At 58.6% G+C, this 16,819-nt stretch carries 18 protein-coding genes; 5 read left to right on the top strand and 13 right to left on the bottom strand.

All coding sequences use genetic code 11. The features are described from left to right. The first annotated feature begins 34 nt into the window (after positions 1-34). Positions 35-484, top strand: coding sequence for a hypothetical protein (locus ACILSL_RS12905; protein ID WP_395732449.1), 450 nt, complete (start codon positions 35-37; stop codon positions 482-484). Here the strand turns inward: ACILSL_RS12905 and ACILSL_RS12900 are convergent. The 5 genes from ACILSL_RS12900 to ACILSL_RS12880 form a co-directional block, all read right to left on the bottom strand. After that, complete coding sequence (locus tag ACILSL_RS12900; protein ID WP_395732448.1) at positions 474-1,325, bottom strand: MYG1 family protein; 852 nt, start codon at positions 1,323-1,325, stop codon at positions 474-476. The genes ACILSL_RS12905 and ACILSL_RS12900 overlap by 11 nt on opposite strands. Before the next feature lie 97 nt (positions 1,326-1,422). Next, positions 1,423-1,977, bottom strand: coding sequence for a hypothetical protein (locus ACILSL_RS12895; protein WP_395732447.1), 555 nt, complete (start codon positions 1,975-1,977; stop codon positions 1,423-1,425). Between the two features lie 130 nt (positions 1,978-2,107). Beyond that, entirely contained in the window at positions 2,108-3,316 is a 1,209-nt protein-coding gene (locus ACILSL_RS12890; protein WP_395732446.1) for a saccharopine dehydrogenase family protein, read from the bottom strand. A gap of 224 nt (positions 3,317-3,540) precedes the next feature. Next, positions 3,541-4,476 (bottom strand): SPFH domain-containing protein, encoded by a 936-nt coding sequence (locus ACILSL_RS12885; protein ID WP_395732445.1) that lies wholly within the window; start codon positions 4,474-4,476, stop codon positions 3,541-3,543. Between the two features lie 28 nt (positions 4,477-4,504). Continuing rightward, on the bottom strand, positions 4,505-5,494 hold the full coding sequence (locus tag ACILSL_RS12880; RefSeq protein WP_395732444.1) for an SPFH domain-containing protein: 990 nt from the start codon (positions 5,492-5,494) through the stop codon (positions 4,505-4,507). A gap of 167 nt (positions 5,495-5,661) precedes the next feature. Here ACILSL_RS12880 and ACILSL_RS12875 point away from each other — a divergent pair, with 167 nt between their 5' ends. Further along, positions 5,662-6,162 carry a hypothetical protein gene (locus tag ACILSL_RS12875; RefSeq protein ID WP_395732443.1) on the top strand — a complete coding sequence of 167 codons (501 nt, stop codon included), beginning with the start codon at positions 5,662-5,664 and terminating at the stop codon, positions 6,160-6,162. A gap of 102 nt (positions 6,163-6,264) precedes the next feature. After that, the gene (locus ACILSL_RS12870; protein WP_395732442.1) at positions 6,265-6,807 is read left to right on the top strand and encodes a hypothetical protein; all 543 of its coding nucleotides are present in this window, start codon (positions 6,265-6,267) and stop codon (positions 6,805-6,807) included. Positions 6,808-6,999: 192 nt separating this feature from the next. Here ACILSL_RS12870 and atpC read toward each other — a convergent pair whose 3' ends face one another. From atpC to atpB, 8 genes are all read right to left on the bottom strand, one after another. Continuing rightward, entirely contained in the window at positions 7,000-7,416 is a 417-nt protein-coding gene (gene atpC, locus ACILSL_RS12865; RefSeq protein ID WP_395732441.1) for an ATP synthase F1 subunit epsilon, read from the bottom strand. A gap of 84 nt (positions 7,417-7,500) precedes the next feature. Continuing rightward, positions 7,501-8,958 (bottom strand): F0F1 ATP synthase subunit beta, encoded by a 1,458-nt coding sequence (gene atpD / locus ACILSL_RS12860; RefSeq protein WP_395732440.1) that lies wholly within the window; start codon positions 8,956-8,958, stop codon positions 7,501-7,503. Positions 8,959-8,997: 39 nt separating this feature from the next. After that, on the bottom strand, positions 8,998-9,876 hold the full coding sequence (gene atpG / locus ACILSL_RS12855; protein ID WP_395732439.1) for an ATP synthase F1 subunit gamma: 879 nt from the start codon (positions 9,874-9,876) through the stop codon (positions 8,998-9,000). Between the two features lie 43 nt (positions 9,877-9,919). After that, entirely contained in the window at positions 9,920-11,449 is a 1,530-nt protein-coding gene (gene atpA / locus ACILSL_RS12850) for a F0F1 ATP synthase subunit alpha (protein WP_395732438.1), read from the bottom strand. Between the two features lie 48 nt (positions 11,450-11,497). Continuing rightward, positions 11,498-11,896 (bottom strand): ATP synthase F1 subunit delta, encoded by a 399-nt coding sequence (gene atpH, locus ACILSL_RS12845; protein WP_395732437.1) that lies wholly within the window; start codon positions 11,894-11,896, stop codon positions 11,498-11,500. A 21-nt stretch (positions 11,897-11,917) separates the two neighbouring features. Beyond that, a complete protein-coding gene (locus ACILSL_RS12840; RefSeq protein ID WP_395732436.1) occupies positions 11,918-12,439 on the bottom strand; it encodes an ATP synthase F0 subunit B in 522 nt (173 codons plus the stop codon). A gap of 73 nt (positions 12,440-12,512) precedes the next feature. Further along, positions 12,513-12,752 carry an ATP synthase F0 subunit C gene (locus ACILSL_RS12835; protein ID WP_395732435.1) on the bottom strand — a complete coding sequence of 80 codons (240 nt, stop codon included), beginning with the start codon at positions 12,750-12,752 and terminating at the stop codon, positions 12,513-12,515. 98 nt (positions 12,753-12,850) lie between these two features. Next, positions 12,851-13,783: a F0F1 ATP synthase subunit A gene (atpB, locus tag ACILSL_RS12830; RefSeq protein ID WP_395732434.1), complete on the bottom strand. Its 933-nt coding sequence runs from the start codon at positions 13,781-13,783 to the stop codon at positions 12,851-12,853. Between the two features lie 370 nt (positions 13,784-14,153). On the opposite strand from atpB, the gene ACILSL_RS12825 reads away from it, so the two are divergent. After that, entirely contained in the window at positions 14,154-16,184 is a 2,031-nt protein-coding gene (locus ACILSL_RS12825) for a sulfatase (RefSeq protein ID WP_395732433.1), read from the top strand. 82 nt (positions 16,185-16,266) lie between these two features. Then, positions 16,267-16,632: a 6-carboxytetrahydropterin synthase QueD gene (queD, locus tag ACILSL_RS12820; protein WP_395732432.1), complete on the top strand. Its 366-nt coding sequence runs from the start codon at positions 16,267-16,269 to the stop codon at positions 16,630-16,632. Positions 16,633-16,819 lie beyond the last annotated feature (187 nt).

Below are 16,819 nucleotides of genomic sequence, written 5' to 3'. Positions count from 1 at the left end.
TGTCCAAGAGGTCGAGGCTCGAGCCTTGACCTTCTTGAGCGCTTTTGTTATTCGTGGCGGAGATATGCCGAAGGATTATTTCTCCAGATGGAAAAGCCGAATCCTAGATCGTTTTATCACGATAGCGGTATTGGCTCCCGTCATGCTGGTGGCTGGCATGCTGTGGAATGGTTTTGACTATTCCAATCCGGTCTTGTGGGTTGTTCTTTTGGTGGGAGTTGTGTTCTTGGTGATCGGGGTTCAGTTTGCTTGGTTGCTTTACGGCGAAGAGCCTTCTTTTCCGACTTCGACTCAATTGAAGCAGCAGCAGTTTTTGGCGGTGGCAGACAGTGTCGATGGACTGCCAGGAGGAATGTCTCTGGCTGATCTGTGCGAAAAATTAGATGAGAAGCAGACCCGCAAGCTGCTGCATCAACTGAATCAAATCCGGCCGGGAAACCGACATCTGCGCGACGTGATTGGAAAGCATCCGTTCAGACCTTAGCCTGCCCCAGCAGCTCTTTGAGTCTGTCAACCTCGGCAGCAGAAGTCTTCGCCACAAACCCCCGCGCATGGGCGAAATGGACATCCGGTTCCTTCTCGATGCGGGTGAAGTCGTAGAGCGGGTTGTCGTTGTGGCGGGAGAGGCCGTAGCCGTTGCCTCGGCGGTCGGGGTAGATGAGGGCGGCGACGGTTTTGTCTTTGCCGATGCTGGCGAGATAACGATCAATGCCTGCGGAGGGTTCGTCGGGCAGGGGATCGGTGCGGGGAAGGAAGAGGACTTCGTGGTCGTCCACGGTCCAGAATTCGGCGTGCTGGGCGACGTAGTCGAGGCGGCTGCGCAGTTCTCGCAGGTACTCGAGGAGATCGACGCCGATGTAGCTGAGGATTTCCCACAGAGGCTCGCCGGGCTCCAGGCGCTTCGCTTTGGCGAAGCGACGCAGCACAGTGACATCGATGGGGGAATTGAGCTTGTTCATGGTGCCGCGGTCCACACCCAGCCACTTGGCGGTGACGTTGGGGCCACGGGTGTCGAACCATTCGGCGGGCTCCAGCCAGTCGCAGAAAGCGCGGGCGTCTTCATAGACGCCCAGATGCTGCAGCACGAGACTCAGGGCGCAGATAGGCGGATGATCGGCTGGGAACTGATGGTGGTCGAAGTTGTGGCGCTCCGAGGCGTGCTCGCCGCCGACATCGACGACGGCAATCGTGGGATCCGCCAGATCCTCCGGCGTGGGTTCGCGGCGCACGATGGGCACGCGGTGCACGGCGGCGAGGAGGCAGCACGCTAGGAGTTCGTCTTTATGTGAGCCGCCGGGATGGGTGAGGATGAGGGAGAGAGACATTGGGGGACTGGAGCGGAGCGCAGGCGGGCAAGAGGTCAAGGAATAGTCCAAACAGCATGGTGCGCTGCCTGGACTAGGTTGACTGCTTCAACTTTGTCTATCGCTGTGTCGCGGCGTGTTGAATCACCGGCTTTACATAACCTTCGATCCTGTGGCTCCTGCGGGTCTCTTTGCCATGGAGGCTGGTGATTTCTTCAAACTCCACCGACAGCCAGCCGAGCAAACGAGCTTCGGGCTTGAACCCCTCGTTTTTCATCCGAAAGGCTTTTTTCGTGATGCTCCACTGCAGCATTTCTCCAGGAATGGTCATGGGATAGGAGGCTTCGAAAGCGCAGGTGATCTGCTTCAGTGCATCGATCTTCAACGTCAGTATGCTCGCATAGGCGGGCATGCCACCCGTGATCACCAGATCCACTCCTTGTCCGCGCTGAGTCGCTTCACAGAAGGACATGAAGTGCTCTCCCTGGTGGGTGGAGATGCAGCTGGCCGTGTGCTCGATCTTGCTGACCGTTTTGCGGTTTGCCGGACCTCCGGAGATGGTGTCTTCCAAATGACCGTCATCATGCTCGATGATGTGCCAGGGATAGGATGACAGCTTCGATCTGAAAAAATCAGAATCGAGCGTGGCATCAATCGCCGCAGAGGCTCTCAAGGCATCGACACAGCGATCCTGAACTGTCTGTGCTTGGGGCTGAACCTCTCCCACCATCCAGAACCCGACGCAGCAGGTGAAGCACGCTGCTGCAAATCGGGTTCTCATAGAAGCGGGAGGAAAAAGTGGATCACTCTCCTGGAAGAGGCTCCGTCGGCCAGGTCTCCAGCCATGGGAGGCCGTAGGCGTTCAGGTCAGCCATGAAGGGATCTGGATTGAGCTGTTCGACGTTCCAGACGCCGGGCTGACGGTACTCGGCGGGATTGGTGAGAAGCTGACGTGCGGCGATCATGGCGGGCACGCCGGTGGTGTAGCTGACGCCCTGGCTGTTCGTCTCCACGTAGCACTCCTGGTGGTCGCAGATGTTGTAGACGTAGTAGCGCAGAGGCTGGCCGTTTTTATCCAGGCCTTCGATCCAGTTGCCGATGCAGGTCTTGCCCTTGGTGTCTGCTCCGAGGGTGCCGGGTTCTGGCAGCAGGGTCTTGAGGAACTCGATAGGGATGATGTCCACGCCCTTGTGCTTCACGGGATGGATGCCGGTCATGCCGACGTTCACCAGCACTTCCATGTGCTTGATGTAGGCGTCGCCAAAGGTCATCCAGAAGCGTGCGCGGCCGATGTCGAAGTGCTTGGTGAGGGACTCCAGCTCTTCGTGGTAGAGGCAGTAGATGTTCTTCGGACCGATGCCGGCTGGGAAGGGGAAGCTGCGCTTGATTTCGAGCGGCTTGGTTTCCACCCACTTGCCATCCTGCCAGTAGCGGCCGTTGGCGGTGACTTCGCGCAGATTGATCTCAGGGTTGAAATTCGTGGCGAAGGCCTTGCCATGGTCGCCGGCGTTGCAGTCGAGAATGTCCAGCGTGTTGATCTTCGAGAAGTGGTGCTTCATCGCGTAGGCGGTGTACACATTCGTGACACCCGGATCGAAGCCGCAGCCCAGCAGCGCGGTGAGGCCCGCTTTCTTGAACTTGTCCTGATAGGCCCACTGCCAGTGGTACTCAAACTTCGCCACGTCGCGCGGCTCGTAGTTCGCGGTGTCGATGTAATGCACCCCGGCTTCGAGGCAGGCGTCCATGATGGTGAGATCCTGATACGGCAGCGCCACATTGATGACGACTTCGGGCTTGTAGCTCTTCAGCAGCTTGACCAGCTCAGGCACGTTGTCCGCATCCACGGCGGCGGTTTGAATCGGGCGCTTCAGCTCCGCAGCGATGCTGTCGCACTTGGATTTCGTGCGGCTGGCCAGCATGATCTCACCGAACACGTCGGGAAGCTGGGCGCATTTATGAACGACAACGCGGCCAACGCCGCCGGCTCCGATGATGAGGACTCTGTGGGACATGAGGGGGAAAGGGGAATGACGAAAAGGGAAGGTGGAATGCCAAATTTGGCGGGAGGTCGAGTGTAGCAGGCATGGGGGGAATGCAAGCGACGGAAATGCTAAGGATGGGCAGGTGAACAAGGAGCGGGACTTGCCAAGTCCCGGCTAGGGAACTCCGCACGCCGCCGCCCAGTCTCCATCCTCCCTCACCATGGCACTTGGCACGCGCCTCTCCTTGGCGGGCATCACGCCTTCACTGGCGGCGGGCCGACATCGCGCCGTGGGGGCTGGGAGGCGAGGATGTCGGTGAGGAGTCCGCTGCCTGAAGCAGGCAGGAGTGTCACGCTGGCTTTGCCGTTGATGATCTTTTGGGCTTCGAGGACTTCGAAGACGGCCTGGGCGACGTCGGGGTCGTTGGAAATGTCACGGAGCGCATTGCCGACGATCTCGGGGCGGACGGCGGCGGCTTTGGCGAGCTCGATGGCGGCGGTTTTCTCCGCAGTGCTGGTGATCACGCTGACCTGATTGACACCGTCCTGCTTGATGGCGGAAGTGACCTGACGGAGGCGGTTGACGACCTTGCTCTCGATCTGCTTGATCATCATGGCATCGCGGAAGTGGACCTTGCGGATGTACACGCTGCCGAGTTTGAAGCCCCATTCGTGAGACTTGGGCGTGACTTCGCTGCGCACGGTGTCGCTCATGACGTGACGGTTCACGAGCATCTTGGCGAGCGGCAGATTGCTGAGACAGCGCACTGTGGAGTTGCTGACGTTGGCGGAAAGGGAGCCGCGTGGGTCGGTGTTTTTGAAGAGGAAGGAGACGGGGTCGCTGACGAACATCTCATACCAGATGCCGATGCCCATGGGGGCGCCTTCTTCGGAGTTGACCGGCTGGCTGCGCAGGTACATCTGATCCAGTCGCAGATCGACGATGTGGCATTTGCCGAGCCAGTTGACCAGAAATGCAGCGGGGCCGAGTTTGGCGGGCAGGAAGTGCAGGCCGGGTTCGTCAAGAGTGCCGACGACTTTGCCAAAGAGCAGGTACACCTGGCTGCGGCGCTCCTGCACGACGGCATAGAGTCCGATGATGCGCCCGATGGAAAGAATGAGCGGCACCGCAATGCTGCAGCCGATGAAGGTGACAGCAGCGGCGAGAAGGAAGTTGGAGAAAGCGTCCATAAGAGTTCTGGGTTCTTTGTTCCTGGTTTTAGTCTCTGCGGGTTTCGACGAAGACCTGGCTGGCTTTGTCGAAGAGGGCGAGACGGACATTGCGCACGTAGGAGCGCAGGGCGGCGCTGCCGCGGGTTTTCAAATCGAGGAGCTGGGAGGCGAGACACTTGAGGGGCTCGACTTCGGCCTGGGCTTTGAGCGTTTCGATTTCGACCGCACGCTGGGACTGCACGATTTTTTGATCGGCGCTGGCCTGGGCAAGACTGATGTCGGAGGAGACCTGATTGTAGGCGGTGTTGATGGCGGCGAGGGCGGACTCAACTTCGTGCGGGGGGTCGATGCCGGTGATCAGGGAGGCATCCAGCACGATGCCGTAGCGCGCGGAGGAGCTCTGGCATTCGTGGTCCATGTGCTCGTTGAGATCGCGCATGTTTTTGCGGATGTCGTTGATCGAGATGCCGATGGTGGAGGCAGCAGCCGAGTGCTCCGGATTAGCCGCAGGATCCAGCGGTGCCTCAAAGGTGGCGATGCGCTCGCGCAAGACGCTGACGAAGTAGCCCATGACGTGGGCGTAGGCGTTCTTCACGCCGAAGACGAAGGCGTAGAGATTGCGCTCGGAGACGCGAAAGCGGATCTGGCCATTGAGCCCGACATTGAGCTGATCCTTGGTGACGGCATCGAGGATGCTGCCGGAGTTGTTGGCGGAAGGATCATCGGGATCCCAGGCCATGTTCACCGTGCTGGTGGCGATGTCCACTTTGTGCACTTTCTCCCAGGGCCATTTGAAGTACGGACCACCCGGCTGGATGACGCGCACCTGCGGGTAGTCGTAGCGCAGTTTCTGATCGGCGGTGAGGTGCTCCGCAATGGGATCATCAATCGTGCGAAGATTGCCGACGCGTTGCGCACGTCCGAAGCTGGTTTTGACCGCGCGTTCGTTTTGATTGACCGTGTAAAACCCGGCGATCAGGTAACGCATCAGGAACCAGACGAGGAATCCAACAAGACAGCCAAAGGCGATGGACATAAGAGGGAGAGGTTGCTGGTGTGAAGAGTCTCGGGGAAAAGTATGGATGCCAACTACAAAGGTGGCAGGGAGTTGGAATTCCAGAGACAGGCTCTCCTGTGGCCGGCAGGTGGCCGGGAAAAGAGGAGTATTGACAGGTTTTGGTCAATTTTTGTAGTCTCGGGGACATGAGCAGCTTTCGACTTCGCCCCCGGTTTACGCAGATGCTGGATCTCGGTGTGGATGCGGCACGAGAAAAAATCGTGGGTCAGGTGGCGCGAGACGGCGCGCGCTGCGAGGTGAAAAGTTTTCCAGGCTTCGTGTGCCTGCGGATTCCAGAGGAAGAGCGGCATTGCTGGTCGCCCCGGCTGAACCTGAGCCTAGAGGCGGAAGGCGCGGAGCAGACCCGTGTGGAGGGCATCTATGGGCCGAATGCGAACATGTGGGCCGCCATGCTCTATGCCTACCTGATCGTGGGATCGCTGGGAGTTTTTTCCGGAATTCTCGGTGGCTGCCAGTGTACGCTGGGGATGATGCCCTGGGGACTGTGGATCTTCAGCTCAATGCTGGTGATCGCCGCAGGGCTGTATGCAATGGCACAGGTCGGCCAGAAACTCGGCGCGCAGCAGACCTACCAGCTGCACCAGATCTATGAGAGCGCCGTGGGGCAGCGGGTGGAGATCGGGTGACACTTGCTCGCCTGAGGCGCGCAGGGGCTGGATTCCAGCAGGCAGGTGAATCATTCGTGCTTGACCCCGTGCATGGTACGCGGCCAACTGCATGAACCCGTCATGAAGAAAATTTCCCTGCTTCTCCTGCTCACGAGCGCCCTGTCATTGATGAGCTGCGCCACGGCCTCCAAGCCCCAGCGCCAGCCTGTGGCGGGTGGCGAGATGGTCTCCTTTCCAGCACAGCGCATCTCGTTCTTTTTGCCAGACGGCTGGAAGGTGATGCCCAAAACGAAGGGGGAGGGGCGGCTGCTGGGGGCGGCGCATGACAATGGCGACCAGCCCGGGGGCATCGTGTTTGCTCTGATCACGGCGCCTGATTCCAGCCACAAGGGAGTCAAAGACCCTTATTTCATCAAAGATTATCAGCGCGCCTGGAGTGCGAAGGGATTCACGAAGTTTAGCAAGCCGCAACTGGTGACAGTGGGCGGACGTGAGGCGATGCGCTGCGAAGCCCGCAAGCCGGAGACCAATCAATCCTTCTTGAACTACACGTTCATTGAGAAGGGAAAGATGGTCGGCCTTCTGTTTGCCTATTATGGCATGCCGATTTCGCGTGGACCGGCGGTGCAGCGGATCGTGGATTCGTTCTCCATCGGACGGTAGTTGGGTCTGGGACTGGTTCTTGCAGCCTGCTGCGTAAGCACGCCAGGTGGTGTGCTTGAATTGAACCGGCCTGCGGAAAGCAGTAGCTGCATTCGTTCCTCACGACTCGTCCGCAGTCCAAAAAAAAGACCATGAGATGGAAGTCTCATGGTCTGCTGTGCTCCGAGGAGGAGCGAATTTAGGAGCCTCAGATCAAATGGTCTTGCGCTTGCGCTTGATGTGGAGGTGGATGGTGGCGCGCTGAATGGCTGCCATGGCGGCTGCCACTTCTTCCTGATGTTCGCCAGGCTTGAGGTTTTCGAGGGCCGTCTTCGCACGGGCGATCGCTTCCTCAGCGGCTGCTTCGTCGATCTTGTCGGCATCCACAGCGGCATCGGTGAGAATGCGGGTGACGGAACCGGTGACTTCGACCAAGCCTTCGCCGACGGCGAGTTCGATCGTTTTGCCGCCCTTGGTGATGCGCAGTTCACCGGGGACCAAGGTGGTCACGAGATTGCTGTGCGCAGGCAGGACGCCCATTTCACCCTCATACCCCGGAAGCACGACGGTATCGACCTCATCGGAGTAGATGCGGGCTTCAGGGGTGACGATTTCCAGTTTAAGAGGCATGTGGGCTAGACGGAGCGGTTAGTGACGAATGTCGAAATCAGAGCGACGAATGAATGCGCCGCCCAGGAAGAGCGGCGCAGTGGATTAGTCCTTCTTAACGGAGTCGATGCCGCCCTTCATGTAGAAGTTGGCTTCAGGGACGCTGTCGTGCTTGCCGTCGAGAATTTCGGCGAAACCCTTGATGGTGTCGGCCACCTTGACGTACTCACCTTTGGTGCCGGTGAAGATTTCGGCCACGTGGAAGGGCTGGGAGAGGAAGCGCTGGAGCTTACGAGCGCGGAAGACGGTGAGTTTGTCTTCTTCGCTGAGTTCGTCCATGCCGAGAATGGCGATGATGTCCTGCAGATCTTTGTAGCGCTGAAGGACGCGCTGCACGCCACGGGCCACACGGTAGTGCTCTTCACCCACGATTTCGGGAGCGAGGGCCTTGGACACGGAGGCGAGAGGATCCACAGCAGGGTAGATGCCCAGCTCGGCGAGGGAACGCTCAAGCACGACGGTGGAGTCAAGATGGGCGAAGGTGTTGGCCGGAGCAGGGTCGGTCAAGTCATCAGCAGGGACGTAAACGGCCTGGAAGGACGTGATGGAACCGGTCTTGGTGGAGGTGATTCGCTCCTGCATCTGACCCATTTCAGCAGCCAAGGTGGGCTGGTAACCCACGGCGGAAGGCGTACGTCCAAGCAGAGCGGACACTTCGGAACCGGCCTGGGAGAAACGGAAGACGTTGTCCACGAAGAAGAGCACGTCCTGGTTCTTTTCATCGCGGAAGTACTCGGCCATGGAGAGGGCGGAGAGAGCGACGCGGAGACGGGCTCCTGGGGGCTCGTTCATCTGGCCGTAAACAAGGGCCACCTTGGAGCCGGGCTCGCTGATGTAACCGCCCTGTTCGTTCTTCACGATGTCGTGGCCGTTCTTCTTCACCTTGATAACGTCGGACTCGATCATTTCATGGTAAAGGTCGTTCCCTTCACGGGTACGCTCACCCACACCGGCAAACACGGAGTAGCCACCGTGGCCTTTGGCGATGTTGTTGATCAGTTCCATGATGACGACGGTCTTGCCGACGCCAGCACCACCGAAGGCGCCCACTTTACCACCCTTGGTGAAAGGGCAGATAAGGTCGATGACCTTGATGCCGGTTTCAAGGATCTGAGCGGAAGGATTCTGATCGACGAGAGCTGGAGCGGCGCGGTGAATGGCGTAACGCTTCTCAGTCTTAGGTGCCGCTTGGTCATCGCAAGCATCGCCAGTCACGTTGAAGATACGACCAAGCACTTCTTCACCGACAGGAACGGTGATCGGGCCGCCGGTGTCGAGGGCGTCCATGCCGCGCTTCAGACCTTCTGTGGAAATCATGGCGATGGAGCGGACCCAGCCGTCACCGAGATGGCTCTGCACCTCGCAGGTAAGACGGGCCTTTTTGCCTGCCTGTTCGAAGTTGATTTCGAGGGCGTTGTAGATGCCGGGCAGTTTGCCGGAGGCGGAGAAATCCACGTCCACCACGGGACCGATGACTTGAACGATTTTGCCGATGTTGCTCATAAAAGAAGGGAAAAGTGAAAAGGGAGAAGTGAAGGGGGCTTATTCAAGAGCCATCTTGGCGGTGGTGATTTCGAGGAGTTCGTTGGTGATCGCGGCCTGACGGAGCTTGTTGTACTCAAGGCTGAGGTCCTTGATCATCTGCTTGGCGTTGTCGGTGGCGTTCTTCATGGCCACCATTCGGCTGGAGTGCTCGGATGCGCGGGATTCCAGCACCATCTGGTAAACGGTGTCGTTCACATATTGAGGCAGAACCGTTTCAAAGACCACAGCGGCGCTGGGTTCAAATTTATACTCAAGAGAGTCCGCAGCAGCCGGGGCGAGCTCGTGGCCAAAGTCACGCTTGCCGCCCAGAGTCACCGGATTCACGGGCAGCAGCTGCTCGACCGATGGAAGCACGGTGACGGTGTTGATGAAGTTGTTGAAGATCACAAGCACCTTCTTGTATTCACCAGTGCGATACTTTTCCTGGATGAAGCGGCTGACAGCGCGCACTTCAGCGAACTTGGCAGGGTCTTTGATCGGGAAATCAGCCAGGAGCGTGCGACGCAGGCGGTTGATGGCCTGCACGGCTTTGCGGCCGATGGTGACGTATTCGACTTCGCCTTCGATCTGCGTGGTGATGAGCTTCTTGAACAGGTTGGTGTTCAAGGCGCCGCAGAGACCTTTGTCAGAAGCGATGAGGAGGACGAGGGTCTTGTCTCCCTTGCCTTCGCTGAAGAAGGGGTGGATGCCTTCTTCGGCATGCGCCTTCAGGTTCACGAGAACCTTGTTGAGCATCTCGGCGTAGGCACGGCCATGACTGGCCTGATCCTGTGCTTTTTTCATCTTCGCAGCCGCGACGAGCTGCATGGCCTTGGTGATCTGGGCCGTGTTTTTGACCGATTTGATTCGGCGTCGGATGTCGCGGGTGGAGGGCATGTGAGCGGGGAGCTAGGAGCGTGTAGCAGAAAACCGGAGAGCGTTACTTCCAGGAGGCTTTGAAGTCGTCGAGGGCGGATTTGAGGCCGGCTTCGACATTGTCGAGGGTCTTTTCGTTGGCGAGCTGATCCATGAGCTCGCTCTTGCGGGTGCTGAGGTAGTCTTCCAGTTTGGCCTGGAATTCCTTCACGCGATCCACGGAAACGGAGTCGAAGTAGCCCTTCTGCATCGCGTAAAGCGTGCTGACCATGATCGGCAGGCTCTTCGGCTGATACTGCTGCTGCTTGAAGAGTTCCACGATGCGAGCACCGCGGTCGAGCTTGGCCTTCGTGCCGGCGTCGAGGTCGGAACCGAACTGGGCGAAAGCGGCGAGTTCGCGGAACTGGGCGAGATCGAGCTTCGTGGTGCCGGAGACCTTCTTGATGGCCTTCGTCTGAGCGGCGGAACCCACGCGGGACACGGAAAGACCGACGGAAATAGCAGGGCGGATGCCTTGATAGAACAAGTCGGTTTCAAGGAAGATCTGGCCGTCGGTGATGGAGATCACGTTCGTCGGGATGTAAGCGGACACGTCGCCAGCCTGGGTCTCGATGATCGGCAGAGCGGTCATGGAACCACCACCGTAGTTTTCGCTGACGCGGCAGGAACGCTCAAGCAGACGGGAGTGGAGATAGAACACGTCACCCGGATAGGCTTCACGACCGGAAGGACGCTTCAGAATGAGGGAAACCTGACGGTAAGCGACGGCCTGCTTGGAAAGGTCATCGAACACGATGAGGACGTCCTGTCCCTGATCCATGAACCACTCACCGATGGCGCAGCCGGAGTAGGGAGCGAGGTATTGATTCACCGCAGAGTCAGAAGCGGAGGCGCTGACGATGGTGGTGTATTCCATGGCACCGGCGTCTTCGAGGGTCTTGACGACACGGGCAATGTTGGACTGCTTCTGGCCGATGGCGACGTAGATGCAGTAGAGAGGCTTGTGGCCCTTGAGCTTGCCCTGTTCGGCGGCCTTGTTCTGCTGCGCCTGGGAAATGATGGTGTCGACCGCGATGGTGGTCTTGCCGGTGGAACGGTCACCGATGATCAGCTCGCGCTGGCCACGGCCGATCGGGATCATGGCGTCGATGCTCATGATGCCGGTCTGCACGGGGACGGACACGGACTTACGGGCGATGATGCCAGGAGCAAGCTTTTCGACAGGATACTGGGTTTCACCCTTGATGTCGCCTTTGCCGTCGATGGCCTGACCGAGGGCGTTCACGACGCGACCAAGGAGGCTCTTGCCGACTGGCACAGAGAGGAGGCGGCCGGTGGTCTTGACTTCATCACCTGCACGGACGTTTTCGCCGGAGCCGAGAAGCACGCAACCGACTTCGGTTTCTTCGAGGTTCAGCGCAAGACCAAAGACACCACCGGGGAACTCGATCATTTCGTTGAGCATGACATCGCTCAAGCCTTCAATCTTGGCTGCGCCGTCACCGATTTCACGTACGATGCCCACATTGGACTTCGTGACGGCGGTCTTGAGGCCGGCGATTTGGGATTCGATCTCCTGGAGGATGTTGCTCATGGTATTGCTGGTTTAAAAAACTGAGAGAGGGGCTGAGGGCGGGAAAAATTAAGCGGAAAGGGAGTCGGAAAGGGCTTTGAGACGGGCTTTGACACTGCCATCCCAAACGTCGGAACCGACTTTCACGCGGATGCCGCCAAGCAGCTCTGGATTGACACTGAATTCGAGGGTGAGCGCACGGCCATACTTTTTGGAGAGGCTGGCCTGAAGCTCGGACTGCGTTGCTGGGGTCAGAGCCGAGGCGCTTTCCACAGCGGCACGCTGACGATCCACTTCATTGCCCACGAGGCGGGCGAAGGCATCCAGAATGCCAATGAAGCCACGGGGCTTGCTTTGGGCCACACTGTTGACCACGGTGCGCACGCGGGACTCGTCAAGTTTCCCGTCTGCGATACAGGCGCGGAAAAGCTGGCGGGAGGTGCGGCGGGCTTCTTTGGTGATCTTCATGGTGACGAAGCGGCGGAAAAATTAAGCGGAGACCTGGGCGGAGGTTTCCTGATTGATGCGGGACTGGTCTTCGGAGTTGAGGACCTTGCCGGTGACGCGGCTGGTGGCATCGGAGACCATGCGGCCGAACTCACGCTTGAGCTGGGACATGAGCTGCTCCTGCTCAAGCTGGGCGGCTTCACGGGCCTTGGCGATGATGGTGTTGGCGGAGGAGACGGCCTCCTGCTGGCGGCGCTCCTGAATGAGCTTGGCCGCGTCGTCGGCTTCCTTCACAAGGCGGGCTGCGTCAGCCTCTGCTTTGTCGAGGATGGCCTGAGAGTTCTTTGCGGCCTCGGCGGCGTCGCGGGTGATTTTTTCGAGCTTGGCTTCGCCATCGGCGATGCGCTGGCGGCGCTGCTCCAGCATGCCCATGATCGGACCGAAGGCGTACTTCTTGAGGACGGTGTAGACCAGAATGAAAATGATGACTTGGGCAAAGAACTTGCCCCAAGCGAGTCCGAAGTCGCCTGCGATCTGATATGCGATGCCTTTGATCTGGTCCATGACAGTGTAAAAAAAGAGAGAAGAGAGAGTTAACTGCGGCGGGCTGCCTTCAGCCCGCCGCGAAATTCAGGGCTTACTTGCCAAGAATGAAGGACAGAATGCCCAGACCTTCTGCAAGGGCCATGGCGATAATGCCGAGGGTCAGGATGTTGCCGAAAGCGCCGGGGTTGCGACCGACGGCTTCAACAGCCTTGGAGCCGATGAGGCCCACGCCGATGGCGGCGCTGCCTGCACCGATACCGGTGGCGATGCTGCCGGTGACGCCAGCTGCTGCTGCGGCGGCTGGAGCGTGGGCGGCGGCTTCTTGTGCCATAGAGAGGAGTTCCATTGTCATAATATGTGTCGAGTATGTGGTTTGTTGTGTCGCCGACGTCCACGCGTTGCGCATGGTCCCGCAGGCAAAGTCAGAGATTAGTGATGCGCCTCCTCGTGACCGTGATCGTCATGAGTGGTGGAAAGCTGGATGTAAACCGCGCTGAGCAGGGTGAATACGATCGCCTGCAGCAGGCCGACCAGAAGTTCCATGAAGTAGAAGGGGAACGGGGCAAGAACGCTGCCGATGAAGCCACCCATGCCACTCATGGTGTGAAGCACGTTTTCACCGGCGAGCACGTTGCCGAACAGTCGGAAAGACAGGGTGACCGGACGGAAGACGATGGAGAAGACTTCGATGACGCCGACGAACAGGAAAACCAGAGCAACCATGGCACCCATGATGCCCTTCAGGCCGCCCTTGGCGCCGAAGGTGTGGACGATGAAGCCCCAGACACCCACTTCCTTGATGGTGATGTAAAGCCAGACGAGGAACATCGAGACGGAAAGACCAAAGGTCATGTTCAGGTCAGCCGTTGGCGCGCGGAGCAGCGGGTCATGCACTTCTTTGACGCTCATGAAGCCAGTGCCTTCGCCCCAGCCGACGGTTCCGACGCCCGGAAGGAGACCGAACCAGTTGGAAACGAGAATGTAAATGAAGATGGTGGCGAGCAGGGGGAACACGCGGGGGGCGATCTTGGCGCCGACGATGGATTCCACCTGGCCATAGAGGAACTCGACCACCAGTTCGAAGAAGTTCTGCGCCTTGTGCGGGATCAGCGTCATGTTCTTCGTTGCCTTGGTGGCAAACCACAGAATCAGGCAGACCACAACACCCGCGACAAGCAGGGAATTGGTCAAAAAGCCAAGATTGCTGCTCTCTTTGAGAAACTCCGACGCATAGCTGTGCACATTCGCGAGCAGCGGCGAGAAGGAGATTGGTTGGAGAAAATTAAGCAACATGAGGGTAGGGGCTACCGGGGAGGGTCGGTGTAGGGTCTCGCCGGGATGGCGGGCCGTTTTTTTAGCCACATGAAAGGAGGGTAGCAAGATCTATTTGTGAAAAATTTCACAAAGTCGCCGCTTGGCGGGTTTTGTGAAGGCTAATTTCTCCCTTGAGAGTGCCTGTCTGCGGGTCATTTGGAGCTGAAAAGAGGTTCTTCGGGGCCTCTTTCGAATGATTCAAAGGGGCTGGTGCGTTGGTGTCAGGACTGTCTATCGAGCCGTACGCTCTGTAGTGTTTCCTGAACTGGTGCCTCTCTTATTTGCCTATAGTTACCCGGACTTCTCGTTGAGCATGAGATGTGGAGTTGCGCACGTCAGGATTTTGCCATCACCCCATCCGGACCTGAATAAGCAGGCCAATGTCTCGACATCTCATCCCCCGCGTGCGAGTTTTTCCATGATGTCATTCCACTCCTGTATCATCCTTTTCGCCCTCGGTTTGCTCGCTGCGACGGCTGATGCCGCCGTGAAATCGAAGGCGAGGGTCGTTTCCGCAGTAGGAAAGCCAAATGTGCTGTTCATCATCGCGGATGATCTGCGGGATTACGCAGGCTGGATGGGCGGCCATCCTCAGTCGGTGACACCCAACATGGACCGTCTGGCAAAAATGGGCATGCGGTTCACCAATGCGCACTGCAACTACGCGCTGTGCAATCCTTCGCGCACCTCGTTGCTCACGGGCATGCAGCCATCGTCGAGCGGTGTTTTTGGCAATGAGCAGGACTGGCGGCGCAGCGTACAAATCGCCGGCAAACCGACGCTGCCGGAGCATTTCAAGGCCCAGGGCTACACGGCGGCGGCAGCAGGCAAAATATTCCACGCCAACCACGGCGGACCTGAAGGCCGGCTCGCCGGATGGCACGGAGGGCGGCGCGGCTTCGAACAGGATTCGGCCTGGGACCTGCGCTTTCCGCAGGCGGGTGTGCAGATTCCGGATCTGCCGGTGCGCACCGGGCAGAACTTCAACGGACTCAACATCTGGCACTGGGACTGGGGTGGCATTCCTGTCGCCGAAGAAAAGACCGATGACGGCCAGATCGCGACGTTTGCTGCTGAATTTTTGACGCAAAAGCAGAAGAAACCCTTCTTCCTCGCGCTGGGACTCTACCGCCCGCATTCACAATGGTATGTGCCGCAGAAGTACTTCGATGCGCTGCCCCTGGATTCGATCAAGCTGCCGGAGGTGAAGGCGGATGACCTGGAGGATGTGCCTGCCATTGCGAAGACGCATCTTAAGGAAGGATTGCACAAACAGATCCTCGAAAAGAATCTTTGGAAAGACGCCGTGCGTGCCTACCTGGCCAGCGTGGCGTTCTGCGATGCCATGCTGGGACGCATTCTGGAAGCTGTGGAAAAGGGGCCGAACGCGAAGAACACGATCATCGTCTTCACTTCCGATCACGGCTGGTATCTCGGGGAAAAGCAGATGTGGCACAAGGGCAGGCTCTGGGAGCCGACGACGCGCGTGCCGCTCTCGATCTACGTTCCGGGAGTCACGCAGCCTGACAGTGTCTCGGCGCAGCCAGTGGCCCTCATTGATCTGTATCCCACGCTTTGTGACCTCACCAAATTGCCGCTGCCTGAGCATCTGGATGGCAGCAGTTTGAAGCCTCTGCTGCGGGACCCGACGACCAAGCGTGACCACCCCGCCATCACCTGCATGAGCGGTGGCAAAAACGCCGGGTATGCCGCGCGCGATGAACGCTGGCGCTACATTCGCTATGCGGACGGCAGCGAGGAACTCTACGATCATCAAGCCGATCCGAACGAGTGGACAAATCTCGCGGCGAAGCCGGAACACGCGGCATTGAAGTCCGCGCTGGCCGGGTTTTTCCCAAAGGAATTCAAGAGCGCCGTGCGCCCAGTGGCTGAAATCATCGGCGCTGCCAGCCCGGCGGGCTCGTTCGATCTGGCGCTGAATATCGGCGATGTCCTCAGTGCTGCGGATGCGCCCAAGCTGCAGGGCAGGGGCGTTTTTATCGACGCCTCCTTTGATTTTGATCCGCTGGTGGATCAGGACAGTACGCTGCTGGCACAAGGTGACGAGCAGTCCGGCTATGCCCTGCATCTGCAGGCCTCCCAGCCCACATTGACCGTGTTTACCAACGGCAGGAGCACGACCATCAGTGGCGCGGCGCTTGATAAAGGCCGTGTGAACATGCGTGCGCAAATTGACACGGGGGGTGTCATCACGCTGGCTGTCCCCGGACACAGCGAAGTGCTGGGCGTCGCTCCGTTTGATCAAGGATTTCCCCAGGAGCCTAAGTCGGGCATCGCCGCCGGGCAGAGCTTCGGGATTTTGAAGCTCGCTCAATATCCCAACAGCACGCCGTTTGACGGTGTGGTTTATCGCCTGAAACTGACCATCCTCCCTCCGCACAAGGCGCCCATGGTTCCCACAGCTCAGGCCCCTGCCAAGGTTCCGTAGTGACTCAATTATCAAATTTCGCACATCAATTGTGCTGGTGAGTGGTTATTCGTGGGTTAAAGACTCCCTCCACCCAAAAAACATGCGCGCACGCATCATCAAAGACTTCCGTTTCGAGGCCGCCCAGACGCTGCCTAATCTTCCTGGCGATCACAAATGCACCAAGATGCACGGCCATTCCTTCAAGCTGGAGATTGCCATCGAAGGCGAGGTGGATCCGAAAATCGGCTGGGTCTATGACCACGCGGAAATTTCTCGGGCGATGAAGCCGATCATGGACCAACTGGATCACTCTTACCTCAATGAGATCGAAGGCTTGGAGAATCCGACCATTGAATACATGGCCGCCTGGCTTTGGAAAAAACTGGCTCCACAGCTGCCCGGACTCTGCGAGATCGTGATCCATGAAACACCCAACGCCCGTTGCGTGTTCCGTGGCGAGTTTTGATCGATCAAGCCTTGGCCAAAGGTCGTCGGTGGAAGCTCAAGGCGGCAAGGCCCAGGCCGCCCAACACGGCACGGCATCTACATGCAGCGTGAGCGAATCGGTCACGATGGTGAACTGGCCCGCGAAGCCAGATGGCGTGGAACCCAAGGTGAGATTCGCAAGCGCGCGCCTATTCGTGCAATGACTG

The organism is Prosthecobacter sp. (assembly GCF_044222345.1).
In the GTDB taxonomy this organism is placed as follows: Bacteria; Verrucomicrobiota; Verrucomicrobiia; order Verrucomicrobiales; family Verrucomicrobiaceae; genus Prosthecobacter.
This window is presented reverse-complemented; position numbering and strand designations above follow the sequence as displayed.

Bases quoted from the DNA above. Each gene is read 5' to 3' on its own strand.
- atpA (WP_395732438.1), bottom strand. From the start codon at position 11,449: ATGAGCAACATCCTCCAGGAGATCGAATCCCAAATCGCCGGCCTCAAG.
- ACILSL_RS12835 (WP_395732435.1), bottom strand. From the start codon at position 12,752: ATGGCACAAGAAGCCGCCGCCCACGCTCCAGCCGCCGCAGCAGCAGCT.
- ACILSL_RS12870 (WP_395732442.1), top strand. From the start codon at position 6,265: ATGAAGAAAATTTCCCTGCTTCTCCTGCTCACGAGCGCCCTGTCATTG.
- atpD (WP_395732440.1), bottom strand. From the start codon at position 8,958: ATGAGCAACATCGGCAAAATCGTTCAAGTCATCGGTCCCGTGGTGGAC.
- ACILSL_RS12840 (WP_395732436.1), bottom strand. From the start codon at position 12,439: ATGGACCAGATCAAAGGCATCGCATATCAGATCGCAGGCGACTTCGGA.
- ACILSL_RS12900 (WP_395732448.1), bottom strand. From the start codon at position 1,325: ATGTCTCTCTCCCTCATCCTCACCCATCCCGGCGGCTCACATAAAGAC.
- ACILSL_RS12880 (WP_395732444.1), bottom strand. From the start codon at position 5,494: ATGTCCATCGCCTTTGGCTGTCTTGTTGGATTCCTCGTCTGGTTCCTG.
- ACILSL_RS12825 (WP_395732433.1), top strand. From the start codon at position 14,154: ATGATGTCATTCCACTCCTGTATCATCCTTTTCGCCCTCGGTTTGCTC.
- queD (WP_395732432.1), top strand. From the start codon at position 16,267: ATGCGCGCACGCATCATCAAAGACTTCCGTTTCGAGGCCGCCCAGACG.
- atpC (WP_395732441.1), bottom strand. From the start codon at position 7,416: ATGCCTCTTAAACTGGAAATCGTCACCCCTGAAGCCCGCATCTACTCC.
- atpG (WP_395732439.1), bottom strand. From the start codon at position 9,876: ATGCCCTCCACCCGCGACATCCGACGCCGAATCAAATCGGTCAAAAAC.
- atpH (WP_395732437.1), bottom strand. From the start codon at position 11,896: ATGAAGATCACCAAAGAAGCCCGCCGCACCTCCCGCCAGCTTTTCCGC.
- ACILSL_RS12890 (WP_395732446.1), bottom strand. From the start codon at position 3,316: ATGTCCCACAGAGTCCTCATCATCGGAGCCGGCGGCGTTGGCCGCGTT.
- ACILSL_RS12885 (WP_395732445.1), bottom strand. From the start codon at position 4,476: ATGGACGCTTTCTCCAACTTCCTTCTCGCCGCTGCTGTCACCTTCATC.
- ACILSL_RS12875 (WP_395732443.1), top strand. From the start codon at position 5,662: ATGAGCAGCTTTCGACTTCGCCCCCGGTTTACGCAGATGCTGGATCTC.